The sequence below is a fragment of the Streptomyces sp. NPDC001204 genome (genome assembly GCF_053598035.1).
Genome location: NZ_JBSFJL010000002.1, coordinates 1 through 15,664 on the forward strand (window position 1 = coordinate 1; position 15,664 = coordinate 15,664).

General features: G+C 73.0%; 10 protein-coding genes. 5 read left to right on the plus strand and 5 right to left on the minus strand.

All coding sequences use genetic code 11. The features are described from left to right. Positions 1-54 precede the first annotated feature (54 nt). From ACWC91_RS02940 to ACWC91_RS02955, 4 genes are all read right to left on the minus strand, one after another. Positions 55-966 carry a carbohydrate ABC transporter permease gene (locus tag ACWC91_RS02940; RefSeq protein ID WP_281156091.1) on the minus strand — a complete coding sequence of 304 codons (912 nt, stop codon included), beginning with the start codon at positions 964-966 and terminating at the stop codon, positions 55-57. An 88-nt stretch (positions 967-1,054) separates the two neighbouring features. After that, positions 1,055-2,398 carry a carbohydrate ABC transporter permease gene (locus ACWC91_RS02945; protein WP_225078671.1) on the minus strand — a complete coding sequence of 448 codons (1,344 nt, stop codon included), beginning with the start codon at positions 2,396-2,398 and terminating at the stop codon, positions 1,055-1,057. A gap of 7 nt (positions 2,399-2,405) precedes the next feature. Continuing rightward, positions 2,406-3,794 carry an ABC transporter substrate-binding protein gene (locus ACWC91_RS02950; protein ID WP_450644871.1) on the minus strand — a complete coding sequence of 463 codons (1,389 nt, stop codon included), beginning with the start codon at positions 3,792-3,794 and terminating at the stop codon, positions 2,406-2,408. Between the two features lie 189 nt (positions 3,795-3,983). Beyond that, positions 3,984-7,778, minus strand: coding sequence for an FHA domain-containing protein (locus ACWC91_RS02955; RefSeq protein WP_450725776.1), 3,795 nt, complete (start codon positions 7,776-7,778; stop codon positions 3,984-3,986). Positions 7,779-8,281: 503 nt separating this feature from the next. On the opposite strand from ACWC91_RS02955, the gene ACWC91_RS02960 reads away from it, so the two are divergent. The 4 genes from ACWC91_RS02960 (at position 8,282) to ACWC91_RS02975 (ending at position 14,381) form a co-directional block, all read left to right on the plus strand. Next, a complete protein-coding gene (locus ACWC91_RS02960) occupies positions 8,282-9,973 on the plus strand; it encodes a protein kinase domain-containing protein (RefSeq protein ID WP_450644961.1) in 1,692 nt (563 codons plus the stop codon). Between the two features lie 111 nt (positions 9,974-10,084). Next, the gene (locus ACWC91_RS02965; RefSeq protein WP_225078667.1) at positions 10,085-11,353 is read left to right on the plus strand and encodes a serine/threonine-protein kinase; all 1,269 of its coding nucleotides are present in this window, start codon (positions 10,085-10,087) and stop codon (positions 11,351-11,353) included. Positions 11,354-12,238: 885 nt separating this feature from the next. Next, complete coding sequence (prfB, locus tag ACWC91_RS02970; protein WP_225078666.1) at positions 12,239-13,351, plus strand: peptide chain release factor 2; 1,113 nt, start codon at positions 12,239-12,241, stop codon at positions 13,349-13,351. A gap of 319 nt (positions 13,352-13,670) precedes the next feature. Next, positions 13,671-14,381, plus strand: a complete 711-nt coding sequence (locus ACWC91_RS02975) for a hypothetical protein (protein ID WP_225078665.1) — start codon at positions 13,671-13,673, stop codon at positions 14,379-14,381. Positions 14,382-14,501: 120 nt separating this feature from the next. Here the strand turns inward: ACWC91_RS02975 and ACWC91_RS02980 are convergent, their stop codons facing one another. After that, positions 14,502-14,693 (minus strand): hypothetical protein, encoded by a 192-nt coding sequence (locus ACWC91_RS02980; protein ID WP_141360499.1) that lies wholly within the window; start codon positions 14,691-14,693, stop codon positions 14,502-14,504. A 253-nt stretch (positions 14,694-14,946) separates the two neighbouring features. Between ACWC91_RS02980 and ftsE the strand changes: the two genes are divergently transcribed. After that, the gene (gene ftsE / locus ACWC91_RS02985) at positions 14,947-15,636 is read left to right on the plus strand and encodes a cell division ATP-binding protein FtsE (protein WP_225078664.1); all 690 of its coding nucleotides are present in this window, start codon (positions 14,947-14,949) and stop codon (positions 15,634-15,636) included. Positions 15,637-15,664: the final 28 nt, after the last annotated feature.

Sequence of the window (15,664 nt, forward strand, 5' to 3'; positions counted from 1 at the left end):
AGCGGTTCGGTACGGTCCGGCACCGGACCGTACCGAACCGCTCGGCCCGTGCGATTACTTGACCGCTCCCGCCATCACGCCCGAGACGAACTGCCGCTGGAAGGCGAAGAACACGGCCAGCGGGATCACCATGGAGATGAACGCCCCGGGTGCCAGGACGTCGATGTTGTTGCCGAACTGGCGTACCTGCGTCTGGAGGGCGACCGTGATCGGCTGCGTACCGGACTTGGTGAACACCAGCGCGACCAGCATGTCGTTCCACACCCACAGGAACTGGAAGATGCCCAGGCTCGCGATCGCGGGCCCGCCCAGCGGCAGCACCACGCGGGCGAACAGCCGCAGTTCACCGGCGCCGTCGAGGCGGGCCGCCTCCAGCAGTTCGCGGGGGATCTCCGCGAAGAAGTTCCGCAGCAGGAACACCGCGAACGGCAGGCCGAACCCCGTGTGGAACAGGATCACCCCGAAGATCGTGCCGAACAGGCCGATGTTGCCGAACAGTTCGGCGATCGGGATGAGCGCGACCTGCACCGGCACGACCAGCAGGCCGACCACGGCCAGGAACCACCAGTCCCGGCCGGGGAACTCCATCCAGGCGAAGGCGTAGCCCGCCAGCGAGCCGACCAGGACCACCAGGACCGTCGCCGGCACGGTGATCAGGACCGTGTTCACCAGGGAGTCGGTGATGTCGCCGTTCTCCAGCAGGTTCCGGTAGCTGCCGAAGGTGAGCTGCGCGGGCTTGCTGAAGACGGTCCACCAACCGCTCGCGCTCATGTCCTCCGGTGCGCGCAGCGACGACAGCAGCAGGCCGATCGTCGGGACCAGCCAGAACAGGCCCACCACGATCAGGAAGACCCTCAGCGCGCCACCGCTCACGGCCTCCGCCAGCCGCGACCCCAGGGACGGCTTCGCCCTCACGGCCTCGGGAACGGGCGCTGCCTTCGTCGGAGTCCCGGTCTGCGCCGTCATCGCCGCACCTCCCGCCGAAGCCTCCGCATGTTGCCGTGCTCGTCCCGGGGGCGACCCCCGGACCCCCGGCGGACAGCCGGACGCGCCGTCATCGCCGCACCTCCCGCCGAAGCCTGCGCATGTTGAACAGCATCACCGGGATGACCAGCAGCAGGAGGAACACCGCGATGGCGCTGGCGATGCCGGGTTGTCCCTCCGAGAAGCCCTTGCGGTACAGCTCCAGGGCCAGGACGTTGGCGTCGTCCTGGGAGGAGCCCGGGGCGATGATGAAGACCAGGTCGAAGATCTTCAGCACGTTGATCATCAGGGTGACCGCGACGACCGCGAGCACGGGTGCCAGCAGCGGCACGGTGACCCGGCGGAACACCTGCCACTCGTTGGCGCCGTCGACCCGGGCCGCCTCCAGCAGTTCCCTGGGCACGCCCGCGAGCCCCGCGGCGATCAGCACCATCGCGAACCCGGCCCACATCCACACGTACGCGCCGATGATGGCCGGAGTGACCAGCGACGGGCCCAGCCAGTCCACGCCGTTGTACGGCGCCTTGAAGTTGCTGGCCGGGAGCCGGAGTCGAGCGCCGTCCGCCTGCGCGGGCAGCGTGAACGTGCCGTCGTCGGCGGCTCTCGCCGAGGCGACCACCTTGCCGTCCTTGACCGCCTCGATCCGCATCCCGGCATAGCCGAACTCCGACGGATCGACCGCGCCGAGCTTCCCGACGCCCTTCCCGCGGGTGAAGTCCTGCCAGGCGGTGCCGGTGATCCTCCCCGGCTGCGGCTCGGCCCGCACGGCCCGCTTCGCGCTCTTCGGCATCTGGTCGGGGGCGACGCCGACGAGGGGGAGGGCCACCGACTCGCCGGTGCGGACCGTGGCCGAGGTGATGAAGCCGCCGTGGTCCGGCTTCAGCGGCGAGTCGCGGCCCGGGTGGGCCTTCGGGAACGCCGAGGACTGCGCGAAGGTGTCGTGCACGCCGACCCACACCGCGTTGGCGACGCCCCGGTCCGGGTCCTGGTCGTAGACCAGCCGGAAGATGATCCCGGCCGCCAGCATGGAGATCGCCATCGGCATGAAGACGACCAGCTTGAACGCCGTTCCCCAGCGAACCCGTTCGGTCAGCACCGCGAAGACCAGACCGAGCGCGGTGGCGACGGACGGCGCGAACACCATCCAGATGATGTTGTTCTTCAGCGCGGTGCGGATGCCGTCGTCGGTGAACAGGGCCTTGTAGTTGTCGAACCCGGCGAATCCGTCGCCCGAGGCGTTGTAGAAGCTGCGGACGACCGAGTACCCGATGGGGTAGACCACGAGCGCGCCGAGCAGCACCAGGGCGGGCAGCAGGAACAGGGCCGCCACGGTCCTTCGGGTGCCGGTCACGCTCTTGCGACGACGGGGCGCGGCGGGACCCGCTGAGACTCCCGCCGCCGTGGCCGGCGCCATCGCCGGATCAGCTCCCGCCGCCGTACGCCGCCGCCGCGTCCTTCTCCAGCCTCGCCTGGGTGCCGGCGACGTCCGAGGGGTTCTTCAGGAAGTCCTGGAGTTCCTTCCACTCGCCCTTGCCGGGCGTGCCGCCGAAGGCCTGCGGGGCCTGGTCGGACATGTCGAAGCGGAAGTCGTCGCCCGAGTCGATCAGCGCCTTGGCGATCTTCCGCTGGACCTCGTTCGGATACGCCGAGTCCGGCACGTTCTTGTTCGGCGACAGGTAGCCGCCGAGCTTCGCCTGGATCGTCGCCGCGTCCGCCGAGGCCAGGAAGGTGACCAGGGCCTGGGCCGCCTTGGAGTCCTTCAGGATCACGGCCGCGTCGCCGCCGGAGACCACCGGCGGGGTGGAGCCCACGGCCGGGAACGGGAACACCTTCGCGTCCGTGCCCACCTCGGCCTTGGTCTCACCGATGTTGACCTGGGCGAAGTCACCCTCGTAGACCATGCCGGCCTTCGGCTGGTCGCCACCGGTGAACGTCTGGGTCACCGAGGCCGGGAACTCGGTCTGGAGCGCGCCTTTCGGGCCGCCCGCGATGTAGTCCTTCTTGGACCAGATCTGGGCGAGCGTGGTGAGCGCGTCCTTGACGGACGGGTCCGTCCACTTGATCTTGTGCTGGGCGAGCTGGTCGTACTTCTCCGGGCCCGCCTGGGAGAGGTAGACGTTCTCGAACCAGTCGGTGAGGGTCCAGCCGTCGGCGCCGCCCACGGAGAACGGGGTGACCCCGGAGTCGTAGACCTGCTGCGCGGTGCTCAGGAGGTCCTTCCAGGTCTTGGGCTCGCTCGCGCCCGCGTTCTCGAAGACCTTGGCGTTGTACCAGATCAACGACTTGTTGGCGGCCTTGTAGTAGGCGCCGTACTGCTTGCCGTCGACCTTGCCGATGTCCTGCCAGCCCTGCGAGTAGTTCCTGGCGAGCTGCGCCTGGGCCTCCGGGCCCAGCGCCGTGGCCCACTTCTTGTCCACGGCCTGCTTGATGGCGCCGGGCTGCGGGAGCAGCGCCACGTCCGGCGGCTGACCGCCCGCGATCTTGGAGCCGAGGAAGTTGATGATCGGGTCCTGGGCGGGGACGAAGGTGACCTTGGCGCCGGTGCGTTTCTCGAACTCGGCGAGAACCTGTTTGAAGTTCTTCTGCTCGCCGCCGGTCCAGACGGCGGCCACCTCCAGCGTCGCGCCGTCCAGCTTGGGGAGGGTGACGGCGGCGCCGGGCTTCGTGCCCCTGCTGCTCCGGTCGTCGCCGCTCTTCTTGTCGTCGCTTCCGCCGCACGCGGTGAGGGAGAGGGCCAGGGCTCCCGCGGCGACGGCCGCGGCGGTCCTGGCGGCCTTGTGACTGAGGATGGTGCTGCTCGTGCTGCGCATGACTGCCCCGTTCTCCGTTCCTCGTCGAACGTCCGAGCGCTGTCCCGTGGGCTCTGGTCTACGCCGGGGTCCGGGAGTCGGCAAGAGCGCCCGCGGTGTCAACCGGGCGATCGTGACCACGTCGTGACTCCGCGTCAGATCCTGATCACGGCAGCGGGGGCTGATCGCGGCAACGGCAGCGGGGCCCGATCACAGCAACGAGGGAACGTGGGCCGCCGACACCTCCCGCGCGGCGCGCTCCAACGCGCTTGCCAGCAGGGCGAGATCCGTCGGCCCGTTGCCCAACTCCCGTACCGAGCGCCGGGTGGGCGGGTCGCCCATGCGGTGCCACTCCAGGGGGACGACCGTGGGGCGCTGGGTCGCGGTGCGGGGGATGCGGCCCGTGACGCGACCGCCCTGGAACGCCGTCACCCGGCCGTCCGCGCAGGCCAGCCGGCCGCGTCCGGGCGCGGGCTCGTCCGGTCCCGGGGCCGGTGCGTCCAGCGTGACCCGCAGCGCGGCCCGGCGCGCCGGTTCGGTCTGCGCCGTACGGCCGCCGGGCGTGGTGGCCGCCACCAGGTGCACGCCGAGCCGCTCGCCCTCCCGGGCCACTGCCTCCAGCGCGCGGATCACCGACCCGGCCGAGGGCCGGCCGGGCGAACCGAGCGAGGGCGAGACCAGGGCGTCCAGGTCGTCGACGACCACCACCAGGCGGGGCAGCGGCGGTGCGGCCTCCGCCTGCCGGCGGGCGGAGGCGGGCCGCAGCCGCATGGTCGAACTGGGCGGGCTGTCGAGATCCCCCGTGTCACCGGCGTTGCCGGCGGCGCCCGTTCCGCTGTGCCCCGGGGCGAATGCGCCGTGGGCGGTCGCCGTGCGCTGGGCGGCGCGGGCCGGGTCCGGGCCGGGCGTGCCCGCGCCGGTCGACCTTGCGCCGGTCGGCGCCGCGTGGGCCGGGCCCGCGCCGGTGGGGCCTGTGGGGGTGCGTCCCGGCTCGAACGTGCCGCGGGTCGCCGTCGCTCGCTGCGGGGCGCGGGCGGTGCCCGAGCCGGCCGCGCCCGCGCCGGTCGGAGCCGCGTAGGTCGGGGTGGGGGCGGGCGTGCCGTGCGGCTGCGGTGTGCGTTGGGGGACGATGCGGCCGGAGACCTCGCGCCGGGTGTGCCACTCGGTGAAGTCCGTCAGCCCCACCAGCTCGGCCCGGCGTTTCAGCTCGGCGCTCAGCGATTGGGCGAACTCCCGCATACGGACGGGGTCGTTGGCGGTGAGGTGGGTGGTCACGTGCGGCACGTCCGTGCAGACCCGCAGGCCGTCGCCGTGCCCGCCGCCCGCGCCGGTGCCGTCCCGGCCGTCCACCAGCACGATGCCGAGGCGGTCGGGCCGCTCGGCGGCGGCGAGCGAGGCGACGACGGATCGCAGCAGTTCCGTACGGCCGCTGCCCGCCGGTCCCTCGACCAGCAGATGCGGTCCCTCGGCCACGAGGTCGGCGCAGACCGGTCCGCGCGGACCGGCGCCCAGTATCGCCCAGGCCCGCCCGCCCAGGGCCGCCGTGTCGTCGGCCGCGTCCGCCCAGCGGGCCTGGAGCGAGGCCGGGGTGGCCCGGGCCAGCCCCAGCTCGTCCAGCAACCGCGCCGACAGGGGCAGCGGCGCCGACACCCGGGCCGGCCGGCCCGCTCCGGATCCGTCCGTCCGCAGGGGCGCCAGGGCCCGCGCGAAACGCTCGGCCCAGGCGAGGGACACCGCGTCGACGACGGCGACGGTGCCGGGGGGTATGGGGGTGCGGTGCGGGGCCCGTGCCGCCGGGGTCCCGGCGGTTGCCTCGGCGCGCGGTGCGCGGAGAGTGTCGTCCGGGTGCCGCCGGATCCGCTCGGGTCCGCTGTCCGGATGGGCCGCGGCCGGGTGTCCCGCGACGCGCATCAGCCGCAGCGCCGTCGCCACGTCGCCGCTGAGCAGGGCGACGGCTCCGCACTCCCCGAACGCCGGTGACACGGCGCACGCCGCTTCGTAGGTGTCCGTCACCGGGGACGCGGGTGAGGCGGGCGTCGTCTCGGCGAGACACACCACGTGTATCCCGGCCCGAGGACCCTCGTGCGCCAGGCGTGCCACCGCCTCGCGGACCGCCGCGCCGCCCGGGTCGCCGTCCACGACCACCACCGTGTACGGCCCCGCGAAGCCCCGCTCGTCCGCCGGAGCGTCGTCCCGTGCCCAGGAGGGCCGCCGGGCGCCGGCGGTCGCGTCCTGCGCGCGGTGGTCGCCGGCCGTGGGGTCCGTCCCGGAAGCGGGGTCGCCGCCCGGATGGTCCGCAGTGTGGTCCTCGACGCGCCGGAGGAGTTCGTCCGTGCGGGCCGCGGCCTGCTCGCGGTCGTAGGCGAGCAGGAGGCGGCAGTCCTGGCCGTGGGCCGGGCGGACCTGCGGCAGCCAGCCGAGCCAGGACCACTCGGCGGTGCGCTCCTCCACCGGGCGGGCGCGGTCGGCGCTGAGCAGCACGATCTCGAGCGTGTCCGGGGAGTGCGACGCGGCGAGCTGGGCGAGCACCGCGCGGGCCAGTCCCGACAGACGGGCGCGCGGTCCGGCCAGGCCCAGTGCCCCCACCTCGCGCAGGTCGGCGGTGACCGGGACCGCGGGCAGCAGCCCCGAGCCGTCGGGGGCCGGCCGGTCGGCCGTGCCGAGCCGTACGGTGAGCGCCTCGGGGTGGCCCGCTCCGCGCTCCCACAGCCGCGGTCCCGGGCCCAGGGCCGCGAGCAGCAGTGCCGCCGGGTCCGGCCAGGTCTCCGGCTGTTGCGGCGCCGTGCGCCACGCGTGCGCGTCCTGCGCGCGCGGGTCCGCCCCCGTGCCGTCGTACGTCCCACGCCGATCGGCCGCCTGCTCGCCGCGCCCGCCGGTCAGCCGCCGCGCCCACGCCCCGAGCCCGCCGCGCCGGCGCAGGACCTGCGGCACGCCGGTACCGCCGTCGGCCGTGATGGCGAAGGGCACGGGCGGCTGTGCCTGCGCGTCGTGAGTGCCCTCGCCGCTCTCGATCCGGGGCGCGCCGGCCTGCGCGGGGACCGCGGGGGGCGCCCCGGTTCCCGGCGCCCCGGTTCCCGGCGGGGGCGGTGCGAATGTTCCCCGGTGGGTCACGGTCGGGCCGGTGGCGTCGCCGTACGCGCGCGTGTCCGCCCCGTGCGCGCCGCTGCCGTCGCCGTCGCCCACGCCGTCCCGTACGCGCTCGTGTGCGGTGGTCTCGTGTGCGGTGGTGGTGTCCGGTGGGGGCGCGCCCCCGGAGGGGAACCGCACATGGCCCTCCCCGTCGGGCGTCGTCCGTACGCGGGCGTCCCGTCCCGCGGCCGGTGTCAGGCGCAGGGCCGACTCGCCGATGCGCAGCAGCGCCCCCGGGGCGAAACGGACCGGGCGGGACCCGACGGGCCTGCCGCCCAGCACCGTGCCGTTGGTGGAGCCCAGGTCGGCGACCGAGACGCCGCCGTCGGGGGCGACCGTCACCGCGCAGTGCACGCGCGAGACGTCGGGGTCGTCCAGCGGCACGTCGGCGTCGGCGGAACGGCCCACCGTGATCTGCCCGCCGTGCAGCAGGTGCACCCCGCCCGCGTCCGGCCCCGCCACCACGTGCAGCTGGGTCGGGGCGTCGTCGAGCTCGGGGTGGGGCTCGGGGTCGGCGGGGGCGCCCAGGGACAGCACCGCGCCGTCGAGCAGCGGGGGCTCGCCGAGCGTGCAGCGCTGGGCGTCCAGCCGCTCCGCGCCCGCGTACAGCACCACGGGGCCCGCGCCCGGCTCCCGGCCGCCGGACGCGCTCCGCTCCCGGCCGCCCCGCTCCGACGCCGACGTCCCCTCGCCGGAGACCGCCGCGGCCAGTGCCGCCGCCACCGCGGCCAGAGCCGTGCCGGCAGGCGCCGTGACCAGCACGTCGCAGCTCGCGGCGCGGCTTCGCGCCGGTGGGTGGCCGCCCGGCTCCTGCGAGGCCGAGACAGTGGGGGAGGGCGGGCCGAGCGGATCTACGACGGTCAGCCGGATCTGCATCGCCGTCAGCGGTCCCTTCTGCGCGGGCGCCCGCGGCCGGCGTGGGCGACACCGCCCCGCGGTCCCCCACCGCGGACTTTCCCCCACCACCGCACGAGCACGTCGGCCAGTTCTGGAGGCATCCTCGCACCTACCACTGACACCGCGCCCGTCGCCCACCGGCAAGTGATCTTGATTGGTCGGCTCTGCCCGTAAAAGTTCCCGGCCGATGCCCGGCGAATGTCCGGTCGATGCCTGCTTGGGATCGTTCATGTCCGTACGGGGCAACCAACCGACCCGAGCCGAGCGTCTTTCCGTCGAACATGTACGGGGCCCCGTGCGTACGTCGTCGTGGAAGGAGCCGGCGCGGCGCGGGCGGCGGCACCGGGCGCGGCAGCTCGACCGCCCGGCACCGCGGAGGGCGGCACTAAAGTGGGTCGGAACACCCGCGCGGCGGGTCGCAGCACCCGCGGGACGCCTTGGAAGCGCGGGTTCAGGCAAGCAAGCAACAGGGAGCGCATGACGTGCGGCCGGTAGGCAGCAAGTACCTCCTGGAGGAGCCGCTCGGACGCGGTGCCACCGGGACCGTCTGGCGAGCCCGCCAGAGGGAGGCGGCGGGCGCGGAGGCAGCCGTGCCCGGGCAGCCCGGTGAGACCGTCGCCATCAAGGTCCTCAAGGAGGAGCTGGCGAACGACTCCGACATCGTGATGCGGTTCCTGCGGGAGCGCTCCGTCCTGCTCCGGCTGACCCACCCGAACATCGTGCGGGTGCGCGACCTGGTGGTCGAGGGCGATCTGCTGGCGCTGGTCATGGACCTCGTCGACGGCCCCGACCTGCACCGCTACCTGCGTGAGAACGGCCCCTTCACACCCGTGGCCGCCGCGCTGCTCACCGCGCAGATCGCCGACGCGCTGGCCGCGAGCCACGCCGACGGGGTCGTGCACCGCGACCTGAAGCCGGCCAACGTCCTGCTGAGGCAGGACGGCGGGCAGATGCACCCGATGCTGACCGACTTCGGCATCGCCCGTCTGGCCGATTCGCCCGGACTCACCCGCACCCACGAGTTCGTCGGCACGCCCGCGTACGTCGCGCCCGAGTCCGCCGAGGGCCGCCCGCAGACCTCCGCGGTCGACGTCTACGGCGCCGGAATCCTGCTGTACGAGCTGGTCACCGGCCGTCCGCCGTTCTCCGGCGGATCGGCGCTGGAGGTCCTGCACCAGCACCTGAGCGCCGAACCGCGCCGCCCGTCCACCGTTCCCGAACCGCTGTGGACGGTCATCGAACGCTGCCTGAGCAAGAACCCCGACGGACGGCCCAGCGCCGACAACCTCGCCCGGGGGCTGCGCGTCGTCGCCGACGGCGTGGGCGTGCACGCGAGCCCCGCGCAGATCGCCGCCGCGGACGCCGTGGGGGCGCTGCTGGCGCCCGACCCGGCGCCCGCGACCGTGCCCGCCCCCGACGTGCCCGGCGCCGCCGACCCCACGCAGGTGCTGCCGCAGGGCGCGGCCTCGTACGACCCGAACGCCGCGACCAGCTTCCTGCCGCACACGGGCGGCGCGCCCGGCGCGGCCGATCCGACCACCGTGCTGCCCGCTCACGGCGGCGACTCCACGCGTGTGATGCCGCCGATGCCGCAGGGGGCGCCGGGCGACATGAACGGCGCCGGCGGCGGGCCGTACGGGGACCAGCAGCCCGAGCAGCCGCACCCCTGGCAGAACCAGCTGCGCGCCGCCCGCGACCGCAACGAGCAGACGCAGGTCCAGTACCTGGACCCCGGCGAGGACCCGCTGCGCCGCCGCCCCCAGCGGCAGGTCGCCCGGCCCCAGCAGCAACCGCAGCGTCCGCAGGCGCAGCCCGGTCGCGGTTACCAGCAGCAACAGCCGCAGCGGTACGCGCCCCAGCCCCAGCCTCAGCGGTACGCGCCGCCCGCCCAGCCGGAGCCCCGGCGGCCGGTGCGCGAGCCGAGGCCGCCGCGGCAGCGCAGCGCGAACCCGATGAAGATCCCCGGTCTCGGCTGCCTCAAGGGCTGCCTGTTCACGATCATCATCCTGGTGGTGGCCGGCTGGCTCGTCTGGGAGCTGACGCCGTTGCAGCAGTGGATCGGGACCGGCAAGGGCTACTGGGAGCAGCTGAGCTCCTGGGCCGGCGCGGTGAGCGACTGGGTCAAGAACCTGGGCGGCGACGGCAGCGGCAGTGGCAGCGGTAGTGGCAACTAGGCGCGGGTCTGGGGATTTGTCGACAGTCGGCGGGGGAATTCCGGCTCTGTGGTGAGGGTTGGCTCGCCGGACGCGTAGCTTTGTCGGCAACACGCGTCTGTAGGAGCAGTCTTGGCACGGAAGATCGGTAGCCGGTACACCGCCAACCAGATCCTGGGGCGGGGCAGCGCCGGCACGGTGTGGCTCGGCGCAGGACCCGACGGCCCCGTCGCCGTCAAGCTGCTGCGCGAGGACCTCGCGTCCGACCAGGAACTCGTGGGCCGCTTCGTACAGGAGCGGACCGCGCTGCTGGGCCTGGAGCACCCGAACGTGGTCTCCGTACGAGACCTGGTGGTCGACGGCAACGACCTGGCCCTCGTCATGGACCTGGTCCGCGGTACGGACCTGCGCACCCGGCTGGAGCGGGAGCGGCGGCTGGCGCCCGAGGCGGCCGTGGCGATCGTGGCCGATGTGGCGGACGGGCTTGCCGCGGCGCACGCGGCCGGGGTCGTGCACCGGGACGTCAAGCCGGAGAACGTGCTGCTGGACATGGAGGGGCCGCTCGGCCCCGGTGGTGCGCACCCGGCGCTGCTGACCGACTTCGGTGTGGCCAAACTCATCGACTCGCCCAAGCGGACCCGGGCGACGAAGATCATCGGGACGCCGGACTATCTCGCGCCGGAGATCGTGGAGGGGCTGCCCCCGCGGGCCGCCGTGGACATCTACGCGCTCACCACGGTCCTGTACGAGCTGCTGGCGGGCTTCACGCCGTTCGGCGGCGGGCATCCGGGCGCGGTGCTGCGCCGGCACGTCACGGAGACGGTGGCGCCTCTGCCGGGCATCCCGGACGAACTGTGGCGGCTGATCGTGCAGTGCCTGGCCAAGGCGCCGGCGTCGCGACTGCGGGCCTCGGAGCTGGGTGCCCGGCTCAGGGAGCTCCAGCCGATGCTCGCGGGGATGCCGCCGCTGGACGTGGACGAGCCGGGCGCGGAGCCTTCGCAGGAGGCGGGCGAGGAGTCGTCGTCCGACCGGTCGGCGGATCGGGCCGGGGGCGGGGCCGCGGGCGGGGCCGGGGAGCGGGTACGGCGACGGGGAGCGGTCCCGTTGGTGCCCGGGGCGAAGCCGGACTCCAACCGGGACACGCACACGTCGATGCGGGTGCCGGCGCCGGACGAGCTGGCGGGGGGTGCGCGGGGGACGGCGCGGGTGCCGCGGGCGGCGGGTGCGCCGCGGCCCGGTTCCGCCGCGCGTCACCGGGCCGCGGCGCGGCGGCGGCGGGTGACGCTGGGAGTCGCGGGGGTGGTGGTCGCGGGGATGCTCGGGGCGGGGGTGTGGTGGGCGTCGTCGGGGGACGGGACGGATGTGGCGCCGGGGGCGCCTGGGCAGTCGGCGTCTCCGTGACACGTTGATTTCGGTTTCCGGGACCTGTGTTTTGGACCCGGGTTCGGGGCTGCGCCCCACTTCGCCCGCCCGCCCGTCTCGGTGGGGGGTCCGTCTCTGGGGCTCCGCCCCAGACCCCGGCGGGGGCTTCGCCCCCTGCGCCCCCTGGTTCCCACCTACCCGCCCGTCTCGGTGGGTGAGGAGGGGACCGGGAGGGGTGCGCTGTGGGGGTGGATGGGAGTCCGGAGGACGTGGGGTGTGGGGCGCGGGTGCGCCCGGCACGGGTGACCAGTGGAGAACGGGGGCGCCCGAAACCAACAGGCCGTGGGGCGGGGCGCCCGGCGGTAGCTGGCCGTGTGGGGGGCGGGTGTTCCTGGCGGTGACGGGTTGGGGGCGGGTGTACCTGGCGGTGACGGGCCGGGAGGCCGGTGTGTCCGGCAGTGGTGGGTCCTGGAGGGTGGGGCGCCTGGTTGTGGTGGGCCTGAGGGCGGGGTGCCCGGTTGTGGCGGGTCCCAGTGGGCGGGGGTGTCCGGCAGTGGTGGGTCCTGGAGGGTGGGGCGCCTGGTTGTGGTGGGCCTGAGGGCGGGGCGTCCGGTTGTGGCGGGTCCCAGTGGGCGGGGGTGTCCGGCAGCGGTGGGTCCTGGAGCACGGGTGCCTGGCTGCGGTGGGCCCTGGAGGGCAGGTGCCTGGTTGTGGTGGGCCAGAGGGCGAGGCGCCCGGGTTGTGGCGGGTCCCAGTGGGCCGGTGTGCCCGGCCGCGGTGGGTTCCGGAGGAGGGGAGCGCCGGTTGTGTTCGGCCCTGAGGGCCGGGGGCACCCGGTAGTAGTGGGGCTTGAGGGACCGGGGCGGCCCCAGCGGGCGGGGGTGTGCGGCGTTTGTCGCTTGGCGGAGCCGTTACGCTGGATGCGTGGCAGTCGTCGATGTATCCGAAGAGCTGAAGTCCCTCTCCTCGACCATGGAGTCGATCGAGGCCGTTCTGGACCTCGACAAGATGAGGGCAGACGTCGCCGTGCTCGAGGAGCAGGCGGCCGCGCCCTCTCTGTGGGACAACCCCGACGAGGCGCAGAAGATCACCAGCCGGCTCTCCCACCTCCAGGCGGAGGTCAGGAAGGCGGAGGCCCTGCGCGGCAGGATCGACGATCTCGGTGTGCTCTTCGAGCTCGCCGAGGCCGAGGACGACCCGGACACCCGCGACGAGGCCGAGGCCGAGCTCGTCGACGTCAAGAAGGCGCTGGACGAGATGGAGGTCCGGACGCTGCTCTCCGGTGAGTACGACTCCCGCGAGGCGCTCGTGAACATCCGGGCCGAGGCCGGCGGCGTCGACGCCGCCGACTTCGCCGAGCGGCTTCAGCGCATGTACCTGCGCTGGGCCGAGCAGCACGGCTACAAGACCGAGATCTACGAGACGTCGTACGCCGAAGAGGCCGGCATCAAGTCGACCACCTTCGCCGTGCAGACGCCCTATGCCTACGGCACCCTCTCCGTCGAGCAGGGCACCCACCGCCTGGTGCGCATCTCGCCCTTCGACAACCAGGGGCGCCGGCAGACCTCCTTCGCCGGTGTCGAGGTCCTGCCCGTCGTCGAGCAGACCGACCACATCGACATCGACGAGTCCGAGCTGCGCGTCGACGTCTACCGCTCCTCCGGCCCCGGCGGCCAGGGTGTGAACACGACGGACTCCGCGGTCCGCCTCACGCACATCCCGACCGGCATCGTGGTCTCCTGCCAGAACGAGCGCTCGCAGATCCAGAACAAGGCCACGGCCATGAACGTCCTCCAGGCGAAGCTGCTCGAGCGCCGCCGCCAGGAGGAGCAGGCCAAGATGGACGCCCTCAAGGGCGACGGCGGCAACTCCTGGGGCAACCAGATGCGCTCCTACGTCCTGCACCCGTACCAGATGGTCAAGGACCTGCGCACCGAGCACGAGGTCGGCAACCCCGAGGCCGTCTTCAACGGCGAGATCGACGGGTTCCTCGAGGCCGGGATTCGCTGGCGCAAGCAGCAGGACCAGGGTAAGTAGCAGCCCGGGAAATCAGAAGCAGACTGTTTGTCGACAAGGCAACTGCCGCTATTTCAGCGGCAGTTGCCTTTTCTGTTGGTCGATGTCCGGGTTTTACGTCACACTCACAGACTCCAACCACGCGCAAACAACGCACAGTTGGACATCGCGCCCGCAACGACCTTGACGGTCTTCCGAAAAGCGGGAAGGGTAAAACGTGGCATGCGCATTTCTGGGGCGCATGTGAACCGGGGGGATCCGCACTTGCGCCAACTACCCCCGTTGATCACGGCCCCGCGCGCCGCTCGAAGACGATTCAGCTACTGGGGGTAGCAACCATATGACGAAGAAGACGCGGGTTCGTGTCGCGCGCATCGCGGCCGGTGCCGTGATCGCTGCCGGCGCCTCGCTGACCGCCGCCGGCGCGGCCTCGGCCCTCGACCTCGGTGTCAGCGCCGGCGTCGGCGGCACCGGCATCAAGGCGAACGTGTCGCTGACGAGCGAGGGCGAACCGGGCGAAGAGGACCCGGTCGACCCCTGCGACATCGGCACCGGCCCGGAATGCGAACCGGAGAACCCGGGTGGTGGTGAGACCCCGGAGAACCCGGGTGGTGGTGAGACCCCGGAGAACCCGGGTGGTGGTGAGACGCCTGAGAATCCGGGCGGTGGTGAGACGCCTGAGAATCCGGGCGGTGGTGAGACGCCCGGTAACCCGGGTGACGGTGGCAGCACCCCCGGCAATCCCGGCGGTGGCAGCACCCCGGGCACCCCCGGTGGCAGCAGCGACAACTCGGGCAACGCCGGCGGCAACGGCACCACCCCCAACGGCGGCGGCAACAACACCGTCCCGCAGGAGCAGGGCTCCTCGGCCCTGACCGAGACCGGCTCGGACAGCAACCCGTCCGCGCAGGGCAACGGCCAGGAGCTCGCCGAGACCGGTGCCGCGGAGACCACGTTCCTGCTGATCGGCGCGGCCACGATGATCGCCGGCGGTATCGGCTTCCGGTTCCTGCCGCGCCTGATGGAGGGCCGCGGCGGCGCCGCTGCCTGAGCGTGGCGACCGGCGTACGCACCGTATGCGACATCCGGTACGGGACGTACGTGTGAGTGAATGACGAGGGGCCCGGAGCAGCAAGCTCCGGGCCCCTTCCAGTCGTCCTCGGCGCGCGTCCTACACCGTCTGGTGCGCCAGCAGCGCCACCGCGGCGATCAGCACCACCAGCAGCGCGATCAGCGCCGTGGGGTTCAGCCCCGCGAAGAAGTTCTCCTGCTGCAGCCGCTCGCGGTTCGCCCGGCACACGGGGCACCGGCCCTCGCTCACGGGCGCCGCGCAGTTCGCGCACACCAGCCGGTCGTACGTCATGCGCTCGCCCTCCTTGCACCGGTTCCACTCTGTCAACGCCCACGCGCGCGCGAACGTTCCCCTCCCCACAATGCCAGGTTCACCGGGACGGCGCGCGGGTCGCTCCGCAAGCACGGGCCTTGTACCAACTCCGCGAGAATATGCCCCGTACAAAAACACACAACCCACACGTAACCCTGATCGGCGACTGCGCACCCGTACCCGGTTCGCGTATGGTCACGCTCATCTACCCCCGGCGACACGTGGTGCATCCGTGATCCGATTCGACAATGTCTCCAAGGTCTACCCCAAGCAGACCCACCCAGCCCTCAGGGATGTCTCCCTGGAGGTTGAGAAGGGCGAGTTCGTGTTCCTCGTGGGGTCCTCCGGCTCCGGAAAGTCCACCTTCCTGCGGCTGATCCTCCGCGAGGAGCGGTGCAGTCACGGCCAGGTGCACGTCCTGGGCAAGGACCTCGCGCGCGTCTCCAACTGGAAGGTCCCGCAGATCCGCCGCCAGCTGGGCACGGTCTTCCAGGACTTCCGCCTCCTGCCCAACAAGACGGTCGCCGAGAACGTCGCCTTCGCCCAGGAGGTCATCGGCAAGTCCAAGGGCGAGATCCGCAAGTCCGTGCCGCAGGTGCTCGACCTCGTCGGGCTCGGCGGCAAGGAGGATCGCAGGCCCGGCGAGCTGTCCGGTGGTGAGCAGCAGCGCGTCGCCATCGCGCGGGCTTTCGTCAACCGGCCCAAGCTGCTCATCTGTGACGAGCCCACCGGCAACCTCGACCCGCAGACCTCCGTCGGCATCATGAAGCTGCTCGACCGCATCAACCGGACGGGCACCACCGTGGTGATGGCGACCCACGACCAGAACATCGTGGACCAGATGCGCAAGCGCGTCATCGAGCTGGAGAAGGGCCGTCTCGTCCGAGACCAGGCGCGCGGCGTCTACGGCTACCAGCACTGACCAGTCCACGACGGAAAGGCTTGACCAG

Bases quoted from the DNA above. Each gene is read 5' to 3' on its own strand.
- ACWC91_RS02975 (WP_225078665.1), top strand. From the start codon at position 13,671: ATGACGAAGAAGACGCGGGTTCGTGTCGCGCGCATCGCGGCCGGTGCC.
- ACWC91_RS02955 (WP_450725776.1), bottom strand. From the start codon at position 7,778: ATGCAGATCCGGCTGACCGTCGTAGATCCGCTCGGCCCGCCCTCCCCC.
- ACWC91_RS02940 (WP_281156091.1), bottom strand. From the start codon at position 966: ATGACGGCGCAGACCGGGACTCCGACGAAGGCAGCGCCCGTTCCCGAG.
- ACWC91_RS02950 (WP_450644871.1), bottom strand. From the start codon at position 3,794: ATGCGCAGCACGAGCAGCACCATCCTCAGTCACAAGGCCGCCAGGACC.
- ACWC91_RS02980 (WP_141360499.1), bottom strand. From the start codon at position 14,693: ATGACGTACGACCGGCTGGTGTGCGCGAACTGCGCGGCGCCCGTGAGC.
- ACWC91_RS02945 (WP_225078671.1), bottom strand. From the start codon at position 2,398: ATGGCGCCGGCCACGGCGGCGGGAGTCTCAGCGGGTCCCGCCGCGCCC.